Origin of the sequence: Janthinobacterium sp. 17J80-10 (genome assembly GCF_004114795.1) — a bacterium.
Taxonomy (GTDB): Bacteria; Pseudomonadota; Gammaproteobacteria; order Burkholderiales; family Burkholderiaceae_D; genus Paucimonas.
The window spans coordinates 2779319-2791223 of sequence record NZ_CP035311.1 but is presented as its reverse complement, the minus strand read 5'-3'; the positions used below and the strand labels follow the sequence as shown (position 1 = coordinate 2791223).

8 protein-coding genes, 2 tRNA genes and 2 rRNA genes are annotated in these 11905 nt (G+C 55.8%); 6 read left to right on the top strand and 6 right to left on the bottom strand.

Annotation, left to right across the window (positions count from 1 at the left end):
• Positions 1-43 precede the first annotated feature (43 nt).
• The 4 genes from EKL02_RS12470 to rrf all read left to right on the top strand — a co-directional run bounded on the left by EKL02_RS12470 (position 44) and on the right by rrf (position 3648).
• Positions 44-120, top strand: a tRNA-Ile gene (locus tag EKL02_RS12470).
• A 7-nt stretch (positions 121-127) separates the two neighbouring features.
• Positions 128-203 (top strand) — tRNA-Ala (locus EKL02_RS12465).
• Between the two features lie 294 nt (positions 204-497).
• Positions 498-3372: ribosomal RNA gene (locus EKL02_RS12460) — 23S ribosomal RNA — on the top strand.
• A gap of 163 nt (positions 3373-3535) precedes the next feature.
• Positions 3536-3648, top strand: a 5S ribosomal RNA gene (gene rrf / locus EKL02_RS12455).
• A gap of 83 nt (positions 3649-3731) precedes the next feature.
• Here rrf and EKL02_RS12450 read toward each other — a convergent pair.
• Together EKL02_RS12450 and EKL02_RS12445 are read right to left on the bottom strand one after the other, a co-directional pair.
• Positions 3732-4964 carry a glycosyltransferase family 4 protein gene (locus tag EKL02_RS12450; protein ID WP_128902352.1) on the bottom strand — a complete coding sequence of 411 codons (1233 nt, stop codon included), beginning with the start codon at positions 4962-4964 and terminating at the stop codon, positions 3732-3734.
• Positions 4965-5236: 272 nt separating this feature from the next.
• Positions 5237-7519, bottom strand: a complete 2283-nt coding sequence (locus EKL02_RS12445; RefSeq protein ID WP_128902351.1) for a DEAD/DEAH box helicase — start codon at positions 7517-7519, stop codon at positions 5237-5239.
• A gap of 298 nt (positions 7520-7817) precedes the next feature.
• Here EKL02_RS12445 and EKL02_RS12440 point away from each other — a divergent pair, with 298 nt between their 5' ends.
• Positions 7818-8132, top strand: coding sequence for a hypothetical protein (locus tag EKL02_RS12440; protein ID WP_128902350.1), 315 nt, complete (start codon positions 7818-7820; stop codon positions 8130-8132).
• A gap of 68 nt (positions 8133-8200) precedes the next feature.
• Here EKL02_RS12440 and EKL02_RS12435 read toward each other — a convergent pair whose 3' ends face one another.
• Complete coding sequence (locus tag EKL02_RS12435; protein ID WP_164932018.1) at positions 8201-9256, bottom strand: hypothetical protein; 1056 nt, start codon at positions 9254-9256, stop codon at positions 8201-8203.
• Between the two features lie 96 nt (positions 9257-9352).
• On the bottom strand, positions 9353-10093 hold the full coding sequence (locus EKL02_RS12430; RefSeq protein WP_128902348.1) for an N-acetylmuramoyl-L-alanine amidase: 741 nt from the start codon (positions 10091-10093) through the stop codon (positions 9353-9355).
• A 163-nt stretch (positions 10094-10256) separates the two neighbouring features.
• Here EKL02_RS12430 and hfq point away from each other — a divergent pair, with 163 nt between their 5' ends.
• Positions 10257-10502, top strand: coding sequence for an RNA chaperone Hfq (gene hfq, locus EKL02_RS18395; protein WP_206732386.1), 246 nt, complete (start codon positions 10257-10259; stop codon positions 10500-10502).
• A 61-nt stretch (positions 10503-10563) separates the two neighbouring features.
• Here the strand turns inward: hfq and EKL02_RS12420 are convergent, their stop codons facing one another.
• Complete coding sequence (locus tag EKL02_RS12420; RefSeq protein ID WP_128902346.1) at positions 10564-10854, bottom strand: HU family DNA-binding protein; 291 nt, start codon at positions 10852-10854, stop codon at positions 10564-10566.
• Positions 10855-11053: 199 nt separating this feature from the next.
• The gene (locus tag EKL02_RS12415; RefSeq protein ID WP_128902345.1) at positions 11054-11845 is read right to left on the bottom strand and encodes a DUF3750 domain-containing protein; all 792 of its coding nucleotides are present in this window, start codon (positions 11843-11845) and stop codon (positions 11054-11056) included.
• Positions 11846-11905: the final 60 nt, after the last annotated feature.

Sequence of the window (11905 nt, the reverse complement as noted above, 5' to 3'; positions counted from 1 at the left end):
AAACAGTGCATCCGAAGTTGATGCGATTGAGGTCTGATCAAGCGGGTCTGTAGCTCAGCTGGTTAGAGCACCGTGTTGATAACGCGGGGGTCGTTGGTTCGAGCCCAACCAGACCCACCAGGATTACGGGGGTTTAGCTCAGCTGGGAGAGCACCTGCTTTGCAAGCAGGGGGTCGTCGGTTCGATCCCGTCAACCTCCACCAGTTTCAAAGGTCAAACCACAGTCAGTCGTGCAAGTAGCGATGGGACTATGGTTTGGTTTTTAAGAGACCATTGGCTGTTTTGTTCTTTAACAATCTGGAAGAAGTAATAGTAAAGAAATTTATCAGTACAAGTTTGTACGCAAGTATGAATGAGTGCTGGTGGGTTGTGATTGTATCAATCATCAAGTATGAAAGTGTTCTGGCCATAAAAAGCGAGAATGACTGGATTACGGCAAACGCGACATACTCAGAATAACTCTATAGCGTCTCTCGGAAGAGAGGTCAACGTTATAGGGACAAGTGAATAAGTGCACATGGTGGATGCCTTGGCGATTACAGGCGATGAAGGACGTAGTAGCTTGCGATAAGCTGCGGGGAGCTAGCAAACGAGCTTTGATCCGCAGATTTCCGAATGGGGAAACCCACCCTTTTAGGGTATCCCACACTGAATACATAGGTGTGTGGAGGCGAACGTGGCGAACTGAAACATCTAAGTAGCTACAGGAAAAGAAATCAACCGAGATTCCCAAAGTAGTGGCGAGCGAAATGGGAAGAGCCTGCAAGATTTAGCATTTTTGATAGTGGAACGCTCTGGAAAGTGCGGCCATAGAGGGTGATAGCCCCTTACACGAAATCATTAGTGTGGAACTAAGTTTGCGACAAGTAGGGCGGGACACGTGAAATCCTGTCTGAACATGGGGGGACCATCCTCCAAGGCTAAATACTCGTAATCGACCGATAGTGAACCAGTACCGTGAGGGAAAGGCGAAAAGAACCCCGGGAGGGGAGTGAAATAGATCCTGAAACCGTGTGCATACAAACAGTAGGAGCGGACTTGTTCCGTGACTGCGTACCTTTTGTATAATGGGTCAGCGACTTACATTCAGTGGCGAGCTTAACCGAATAGGGGAGGCGCAGAGAAATCGAGTCCGAATAGGGCGACAGTCGCTGGGTGTAGACCCGAAACCAAGTGATCTACTCATGGCCAGGATGAAGGTGCCGTAACAGGTACTGGAGGTCCGAACCCACTAATGTTGAAAAATTAGGGGATGAGCTGTGGGTAGGGGTGAAAGGCTAAACAAACTTGGAAATAGCTGGTTCTCTCCGAAAACTATTTAGGTAGTGCCTCTTGTATCACCATCGGGGGTAGAGCACTGTTATGGCTAGGGGGTCATCGCGACTTACCAAACCATTGCAAACTCCGAATACCGATGAGTGCGAGCAAGGGAGACAGACGTCGGGTGCTAACGTCCGGCGTCAAGAGGGAAACAACCCAGACCGCCAGCTAAGGTCCCAAAGATTGGCTAAGTGGAAAACGAAGTGGGAAGGCTAAAACAGTCAGGAGGTTGGCTTAGAAGCAGCCATCCTTTAAAGAAAGCGTAATAGCTCACTGATCGAGTCGTCCTGCGCGGAAGATGTAACGGGGCTAAGCCAGTCACCGAAGCTGCGGATATGCGTAAGCATATGGTAGGAGAGCGTTCTGTAAGCCTGCGAAGGTGTCTTGTAAAGGATGCTGGAGGTATCAGAAGTGCGAATGCTGACATGAGTAGCGATAATGGGAGTGAAAAGCTCCCACGCCGTAAGCCCAAGGTTTCCTGTTCAACGTTCATCGGAGCAGGGTGAGTCGGCCCCTAAGGCGAGGCAGAGATGCGTAGCTGATGGGAAGCAGGTTAATATTCCTGCACCGTCGTATGATGCGATGGGGGGACGGATCGCGGAAGGTTGTCCGACTGTTGGAATAGTCGGTTTGTGCATCAGAGAAGGCCCTTAGGCAAATCCGGGGGCGTAATTCAAGGGTGTGCGACGAGTGGCCTTGTGCCGCGAAGCAATCGGAAGTGGTTCCAAGAAAAGCCTCTAAGCTTCAGTCATACGAGACCGTACCGCAAACCGACACAGGTGGGCGAGATGAGTATTCTAAGGCGCTTGAGAGAACTCGGGAGAAGGAACTCGGCAAATTGGTACCGTAACTTCGGGATAAGGTACGCCCTAGTAGTTTGACTGGCCCGCGCCAGGAGGATGAAAGGGTTGCAATAAAATGGTGGCTGCGACTGTTTAATAAAAACACAGCACTCTGCAAACACGAAAGTGGACGTATAGGGTGTGACGCCTGCCCGGTGCTGGAAGATTAAATGATGGGGTGCAAGCTCTTGATTGAAGTCCCAGTAAACGGCGGCCGTAACTATAACGGTCCTAAGGTAGCGAAATTCCTTGTCGGGTAAGTTCCGACCTGCACGAATGGCGTAACGATGGCCACACTGTCTCCTCCCGAGACTCAGCGAAGTTGAAATGTTTGTGATGATGCAATCTACCCGCGGCTAGACGGAAAGACCCCATGAACCTTTACTGTAGCTTTGCATTGGACTTTGAACCAATCTGTGTAGGATAGGTGGGAGGCTTTGAAGCGGGGGCGCTAGCTCTCGTGGAGCCAACCTTGAAATACCACCCTGGTTTGTTTGAGGTTCTAACCTTGGCCCGTTATCCGGGTCGGGGACAGTGCATGGTAGGCAGTTTGACTGGGGCGGTCTCCTCCCAAAGTGTAACGGAGGAGTTCGAAGGTACGCTAGGTACGGTCGGACATCGTGCTAATAGTGCAATGGCATAAGCGTGCTTAACTGCGAGACTGACAAGTCGAGCAGGTACGAAAGTAGGACATAGTGATCCGGTGGTTCTGTATGGAAGGGCCATCGCTCAACGGATAAAAGGTACTCTGGGGATAACAGGCTGATTCCTCCCAAGAGTTCATATCGACGGGGGAGTTTGGCACCTCGATGTCGGCTCATCACATCCTGGGGCTGTAGCCGGTCCCAAGGGTATGGCTGTTCGCCATTTAAAGTGGTACGTGAGCTGGGTTTAAAACGTCGTGAGACAGTTTGGTCCCTATCTGCCGTGGGCGTTGGAAGTTTGAAGGGGGCTGCTCCTAGTACGAGAGGACCGGAGTGGACGAACCTCTGGTGTACCGGTTGTCACGCCAGTGGCATTGCCGGGTAGCTAAGTTCGGAAGAGATAACCGCTGAAAGCATCTAAGCGGGAAACTTGCCTTAAGATGAGACTTCCCGGGAGTTTAACTCCCCTAAAGGGTCGTTCGAGACCAGGACGTTGATAGGCTGGGTGTGGAAGTGCAGTAATGCATTAAGCTAACCAGTACTAATTGCCCGTGCGGCTTGTCCCTATAACCTTGATGTTATAGTTGATGAGTAAGCTGTGGATGCCATGATCGATTCTGGCAATCACAACCGCCAATTAAGTTGTACCCTAAACTATTGCTTCTTCCCAGATTGCGTTGTTTGCGATCCCCAAAGTAACGGGGACCACAAGCGACACTACAAGTTATGCCTGATGACCATAGCAAGTTGGTACCACCCCTTCCCATCCCGAACAGGACCGTGAAACGACTTCGCGCCGATGATAGTGCTGCAACCAGTGTGAAAGTAGGTCATCGTCAGGCTATTTACCTAGAAACGCCCCACCCTCGAAAGAGCGTGGGGCGTTTCGCTTTGCGCGGCCGGATTTCTCCGGGCAGTTCGCTCGTCAGCCGATTGGGCGATGCTGGAAGATGTGGCTGTTATGAAATGCCTGGCGATGCGCATGAAGGATGCTGGCCCAGTCGAATTCATCGCGGGCACGCAGCAGGCCCTGCCGGATCATCTCGCTTCGCGCCTGTGGATGCCCGTGCAGGTAATTGATCCTGTCGATTAACTGTTCGAGGTTTTCGGCCTCGAACAGCAAGCCGTTGACGCCATCGGTGATTACGCTTGGTATGCCGCCTGAACGGCTTGCGATGACTGGAATGCCGGCGGCATTCGCTTCGCACAATACACGCCCCATCGTTTCCACATCGCGCGTGCCGGTGCTTGCATTGACGCTCTCGCGACTGGCCAGGAGAAACATGTCGCAAGCCGTGTAGTAGCGATGGATCATGTCATGCGACACACGACCGGTGAAGATGACGTTGTCGATGCCCTGCGCCGCGCAGTATTGCTCGAAGCGCGCGCGGTATTTGCCATCGCCGACGATGACCAGGTGCGCCAGTGGAAGCGTCGCGCGCAAAGCCGGCAATGCATCGAGCAGCAGGTCGACGCCTTTCTTGGCGACTAGCCGGCATGCGGTCATCAACAGCACGCCCGACTCGGGCAAGCCGAGCGCCCGACGTGCGCTGATCTTGCATGCGTCCGGCATGTGAAAGCGCTGGCTATCGACACCGCCGACCAGGATTTGAATCCGCTCCTGAGGCACCTGTATCGCTTGCAGCAAGCCAGCCGTGAATGCGCTGTTGGCAAAAATATGCGATGCCGCGTGTGCTGCTGCCTTCGTTATCCGCTCGCGCTGCCGCCGAAACAGCAGCTCGACCCAGTCAGGGTAAGTATGCCTTTCCAGCCAGCGATGCAGCAATTTTTCCAGGTGCGGATTATTCAACAGGCGGCTGCCGAACTGAAACGGATAACCCAGCCATGGGCGCAGCACATCGTTACCCACACAACGGCATACGACCGGGATACCGGCGCGCTGCTGCAGGATGCCGTAATACACTGTCGACGTGTAAATCAGGTCGGGTGAAAACCGCCGGATATGCTGCGACAGCAATTGCAAATTATGCTGATATGACAGGCGTCCCAGAATGCGATGCACCGGGAAAGGCTGCGCCGCATCATAGTCTGCCGTCTCCTGCGACATCTGCGGATCGGACAGGCGATGGGTAAATACTTCGATGCGGTAGCCGTGCTGGTGAAGGTGGCGTGAAAGGTAAGCCGCGTGGGTTTGCATGCCGCCTATGCGCGGCGGGAATTCGGTGAGAATAAGCAGAATGCGCTGCACGAACTGCCTCGCGGATGTTGGCGGTCGTAACAGAGTAATCCCGAACGCATTCTACGAGCAACATTTATAACCATGAAGCCGATCTTGCCGGCCTGTGGCGTTTGTGCGCCATCCAGGTCATTCGCCCACTCCAGGGCAAATGACCTGGCCATTGCGCGCTTCTTTGCGCGCCCCCAAACGTTTGATAAATCCGATTTGGGCCGTCATGATGGCTTTGCCTGTTACGTCGGCTTTGGCCCCTTGCGGTGTGCCTTCGGCTTTGGCGGTGCGTTCCCGGCCTTGGAAAAGCCCTTGTCGGCGAATTTCTTTTGCTCGACCCTGCGGTCGCCGCCTTTTTTCGGTGTCGAGAGGGAGATTTTTTTGTCCGGCATTTTTCCTGGATTGGCTGCGCGGCCGCCGGTCGGGCTGATGCCCAGGGCATGGCCGGAGATTGTCACCGTCTTGAGGTGTTCCAGGATTTCCTTGGGCATGCCTTCCGGCAGATCCAGCACGCTGTAGTCATCGAATATCTCAATGCGGCCGATGTACTTGGCGTCGAGGCCGGCTTCATTGGCAATGGCGCCAACGATATTGGCAGGCTTGACGCTGTGCGTATGGCCGACCTCGATGCGGTAGGTCTCCATGCCCATGTCGCCTTTGCGATCGCTGCGTTCTTTCTTTGGCGCCGCCGCGCGCTCCGTGGCTTCTGCCGGGGCTGGGCGTTCCTTGCGTGCGGGCTTTTCGGTTGGCGCGTGTGCGACCGGCTTGGCTGCAACAGGTGCAGCTGCAGGCGCGGCGGCGACATCCTGGCCGCTGTCGCGGCTGATGTGCAATTGCTGGCCCGCGACCCAGACCGTCTTCAGATGCTCGAGCATCTGCGGCGGCAGGTCATCCGGCAAATCCACCACGCTGTAATCGTCAAAGATTTCGATGCGGCCGATATGCTTGGAATCCAGCGATGCTTCGTTCGCAATGGCGCCGACGATATTGCCCGGCTTGACACCGTGGGCATAGCCCACTGCAAGACGGTAGGTCTGCATGCCGGGATCTGCAGCGCGCAGGATGCGTTCCTTTTTCGGGAAGGCAGGGCGCTCGAATTGCTCGCGACGATCAGGACGTTCAAACCGATCCTGACGCTCAAACCGCTCCTGTCGCGCTGGGCGTTCAAATTGTGCCGAGCGCTCTTCCTGCGGCTCGCGGCGATTCTTGTCGAGCAGCAGCGGCACATCGCCGCGCGCCAGTTTTGCCAGCGCTGCCGCGATTTCAAGCACGGGAACATTGTTTTCGCGCTCGTAATCCTCGATCAGCGACTGGAAAATTTCCAGACCTTCGCTTGCCAGCGTTTCGCTGATCTGGTCCTTGAAGCGGGCGATGCGCACATCGTTGACGGCCTGGATGCTCGGCAATTCCAGTACCGATACCGGTTGCCGGGTCGCACGCTCGATCGCCTTGAGCAAATTGCGCTCGCGCGGGGTAATGAACAGGATCGCTTCGCCGCTGCGGCCGGCGCGGCCGGTACGGCCAATGCGGTGGGTATAGCTTTCGGGGTCGTGCGGCACATCGTAATTGATGACGTGGCTGATGCGCTCGACATCGAGTCCGCGGGCGGCCACGTCGGTGGCGACCAGGATATCGATCTTGCCATCCTTGAGTTGCTGGATGGTGCGCTCGCGCTGCTGCTGCGCCAAATCGCCATTGATGGCTGCCGCCGAAAAGCCGCGCGCCTGCAGTTTGCCGGCGAGCTCCTCGGTGCCGAGCTTGGTGCGCGCAAAGATGATCATGCCGTCGAAAACTTCGGCTTCGAGGATGCGGGTCAGGGCATCGAGCTTGTGCATGCCGCTGACCAGCCAGTAGCGCTGGCGGATATTCTCGGCGGTACCCGTCTTGGCTGCAATCGTCACTTCCGCCGGATTGCGCAGGTAGGTTTGCGCAATGCGTTTGATTACCGAAGGCATGGTGGCGGAAAAAAGGGCGGTCTGGCGCGATGCCGGGGTCTTTTGCAGGATAGTCTCGACATCGTCGATGAAACCCATGCGCAGCATTTCGTCGGCTTCGTCCAGCACCAGGGTTTTCAGGTGCGACAGGTCCAGGGAGTTTTTTTCCAGGTGGTCGATCACGCGGCCAGGCGTACCGACGACGACATGCACACCGCGGCGCAAGGCGGAGAGTTGCGGGCCATAGCTCTGGCCGCCATAAATCGGCAGCACATGAAATCCGGGGATATGCGTGGCGTAGCGCTGCAAGGCTTCCGCGACCTGGATCGCCAGTTCGCGGGTCGGCGCAAGCACCAGCGCTTGCGGCGTGTTCTGGCGCAGATCGATGCGCGACAGGATCGGCAGGGCGAAGGCGGCGGTTTTGCCGGTGCCGGTCTGGGCCTGGCCAAGCACGTCACGATTTTCCAGCAGGATGGGAATCGTCGCCGCCTGGATCGGCGATGGCGTCTCGTAGCCAAGTTCCTTCAATACCCTGACTAAAGGTTCGCTCAGATTCAGGTCGGCAAACAAGGGGAAGGTGGTATCAGACATGGGGTCACTCACGGATTGGCTCGATTCGGTATAGGCAAAGAAATAAGGGTGACAGTTTACTCTCTTTGTTGCATCGAACAGGGGTCCTGAAAAAACGAATTACCACGACGCGTGATTTATAGCGCATACTGAAGCTGACATTCGTGCTACTGCTGCTTTTTTCATGCGGTCGTGCGCAATGTTCTGTTCCTGTTTTCGGCCTGAAACTGGCCTTGATTTTCTCGCAGCCGATTTGCCTGGATTTACGTTTGGCAACGACCTACCTTATTGCAAGAAATGACAAGAAAAGAGGATAAACATGGCAAAAATGGATATTTCCAATGCAGTCGACGCCGTCTCCAGCATGCGCGCATTGCGCATAGCTATGACGAATGATCTTGACGATGTCGAAAACTCGATTTACGACCTGGCACAGTCTGGCCTTGCGGAATCGGCGAGCGGTATGGAAGAGCTGAAGGTGTATTGCGTGGCCCGCGCCGCCTTGTATAGCGGCCTGGCCAGCATCAATGAAGTCATGGGGTGGATTAACCTGATGGCAGAAAAAGATCCAGAAGGCAATTCAGCCGAAATCCTGAAGTCCTTGCCGACGGTGCCGATCCCGTCGATTAATTGATGCCGTCCTGAAGCATGCTTCTGTCGTCGACCTCAGCGCACCGGCTCCGGCCAGTGCGCTGCAGGCGATTATCGTGAGGGTGTCAGAAGATAGGCGCGCTGCTGGCCATTCTTGTAACCGGAACCTACGATCTGGCCGACATCGTTGATGCCGGTCGCTTCGCTCAATACCCACCCGGCACTGAGCACTGCGGGAAGCGTGTTCAGTTCTGTCAGGCCGCTTTTACTGTAAACAAAGGGCTGGGATCCCTCTTTGCCAGGCCTTGTGCCCGCGCCGACAACATCACCGAAGTTATTGATGGCCTTGCCTTCGCTTGTAGCATAACCGAGCTGGGCGCCGAGGTTCGCCATTTTTCCATTGCGGTAGGTAAATGCCTGGCTGAATCCGGTCAAAAGGTTGCTGCTGGTGCCGACAATTTCGCCGGCATTGTTGATGCCCGCTGGAATACTGGCACGTCCGGGAACGGCATCGAGCGTGCCGAGTTCGGTCAGCTTGCCGTTGTCGAGCAATATGGCGCGTGCCCGGAACGGCAGCCCGTCAAAGACTTGTTTGTATCCAATGATCTGGCCTCGGTCATTGATGCCGGTAGCCGCCAGCATGTCATTGTTCAGCGGCCGTAATGCGCCCCGGTCGTAGGCGACGGCATAGAGACGTTCCCTTGGTGCTTGCGGGACGTCAAGGTTGCTGCCAATCCCGACCACTTGCGCGCGATTGTTGATGGCACGTGCCTCGCTGGAAGAGCGCACCCCCGAAATCAGCGCACCGATACTTTGCAGCTTACCTGCGCTATAGATGAAACCACGGCTTTCTACCGTGCCATTCAGGCCGCTAGTGCCCACGACCTGGCCCTGCGTATTGATGGCGGCCGCTGAACTACTGGCACCACCGAGCGTGCCCAGATCGTACAGGCCGCCATTCGTGTAAATGAATGCATGGCTGCTGATATCACCTGCCAGGCTGCTAGTGCCGACCACTTGTCCCCGATTGTTGATGGCCGTGGCTTGGCTGGAAGACCCGCCCAGTGTCCCGAGATCGGTAATCGTCCATTCGACTGCCTGCGCAGCCGCGCTTGCCATTACCAGGCTCATGCCGATGGCAGCGTGTTTGATTCCATGCATATTCATTTGCCTCACCTCATAAAATACGATTCGTTCATGCATCGTAGATTGTGAAATGCAGGCAGCAGTTGAGGTGTAACAAATGCCGGGCCGTCAGTATTTCTACTTAGGCAACGCTTTGGACTGCAAGAGACAAAAAGCCAGCGCTTTCTCTTCGTCTACCGTAGGCGCCAGCACACTGCGGATGAAATGCAGGCGAAATGCCTGGCGTGACGCGTCCGGCGTGGCCGGGTCATAACCGATGGCCGTGAGGGCGAGGTGCAGATCAAACGCAGGCGGGGCCGGGGCTATTGGCGCGTCGCACCACAGGCCGAACCCCTGCTGCGCCAGCCGTTGCCAGGGGAAAAATACGCTCGGATCACTCTTGCGCGTCGGCGCGACATCGGCGTGGCCGATGAAATTTGCGGCAGGTATCTTGTGGCGCTGGCGGATATCGGCCAGCAATGCCAGCAGCGCCTCGATCTGGGCTTCGGCGAAGGGTTCGCTGCCATTGTTATCGAGTTCGATGCCGAGGGATGCCGAGTTGATGTCCGTCTGGCCGGCCCACCAGGATTTGCCGGCATGCCAGGCGCGGGCCTGTTCTGCGACGAGCTGGAAGATCCGGCCGTCGCGGCCAATCAGGTAATGCGCGCTGACCGCGCGATCAGGGGAGGTCAGGGAATGCCGTGCCCGCTCCACCGTGTCGCTGCTGGTGTGATGGATGATCACCAGGTTTGGCCGGCGCAGGTCAAAGTTGGGGGAAGCCGCCACCATGACAGGCAGCGCCGTGTCCGGGCGAAAGGGGGCGCAGGCCGCAAGCGTTGCGGCAATGAAAGCAATGAAAAGAGGGCGGGGCAGGCTCATGGGTAATGACAGGCGCGAACTGGGCTTATTTTATCGTGCAGCACTGCATGTCGGGCTGTTTGAACGATGTCGCGCAAGGTCTTTCACACTTTTACAGGAATGGGCATGTCGATTTCCCGCTGCTGCGGTACACTGGCGGGATCATTCATTTTCGAGAATTACCGTGAGCACCCCAAGGCAAAATTTACAGGACCTTCTTTTGAACACGCTGCGCCGGGAGCATGTCCCCGTGTCGATGTTCCTGGTTAACGGCATCAAACTGGTCGGGCATATCGATTCATTCGATCAATATGTCGTCATGCTGCGCAGCAGTGCCAGTACCCAGCTGGTCTACAAACATGCAATTTCGACGGTGGTGCCATCGCGCGACATCAAACTTGGCGATCCGGACGAGTCGACCCCGCAGTAATAGAAAAGGCAGGAATAAAAAAAGGCAGGATATACCTGCCTTTTTTATTTGCTCTTGGCGCTTACTTCGGTGCCTTGAACTTTTGAACCACTTCCTTCAAGGCGGCCGATTGCTTGAAGCGAATCGATTTCGATGCCTTGATTTTCAGGGGTTCGCCAGTTGCCGGGTTGCGGCCGGTGCGGGCTGCGCGCTGCGACACGCTGAAGGTGCCAAAGCCGGCGACAGCTGCGCGGCCTTCTTTTTTCAGTTCAGCAGTCAGACCGTCGAAAATGCCGTCATAGATTTCCTGGGCTTTCTTCTTCGGGATATCGTGTTGCTCGGCGATTGCGGCAATGGTTTCAGCTTTGCTCAATTCTCACTCCTAAAAATAATTAATATGTCGCCACCAATAGGACAGACATTTGTATTGTATTGAAAGAATGCAATAAATAAACCATTGGTAGTTAATGGTTTCCTGTTTTTTGTGATTTTTGAGACATTTTTTTGAAATAAGCTCATAACCACGGGGCGCGCAGCGGGTTAACACGCGAAAACGATAGTGCAGCGGTAGATTATTTATCCGCTGCCTGGCCAGTCACCGTCGTGTCATCCAGTCCCAGCCGGCCAATAAAGGGCAGGCGCAGGCCCGGGCTGTTGAGGTCGATGCCAAAGTTCAGTCCCAGGATATTCAACTCCAGTCCTTCTTCCAGGCCCAGGGTCAACCCCAGCAGTCCCCACAAGGAAGCTTGCAGCCCGGTGCCGGATGAGGAGAGCCCGACAGGCCGGGTCACCGGGCGATAATCCTTGCCAATGGCATTGGCAGGCAGGTCGAGCCGCAGCGCCGGTACTTCGCGGCCGATATGCGCCAGAAAAGTATTACTGTTGGGCCCGGGATAGCTTTGGTATTCGCTGGCATAGGGATAGCTCGCAATGGCTGCCTCGATGTCGGTGATCATGGCATCGATGTCCTGGCCCCGATGGTCGACCAGCAGGGCAGGTTGCGACCCGTACCATAGGCCGTCAGGAAGCGCATAATTGCGCTGGACGACATCCGGCGCGCGCCATCCCACCACGTCGTAGCGGGTGAACGCCGTTTCGCCCTTGCGCTTGAAGATGATCCAGGGGTGCACCGCAAAAACGCCGCGCCAGCCATATGTCGGGGCTGCATAGACCTGGACGATCGCAGTGTCCGTGTGCTGTGCCGGGTCTGGCGCGATACCTGCGGAATGGCGAGGGGCAGTGCGCCAGCTGCGGGTTTCACCGTCGGCGCTGGCGGTGGTTGCCTGGGAGTTTGCGATGCTCAGACCGAAACCCAGGATGAGCATCCAGAGTAATATCGAGGCGATGGATTTTTTGACTTTCATGTTCTGTTAACTATGTAGGCGTGATGAAGGGAGCGTAGCTTGATATCCGCACCGTTTGCA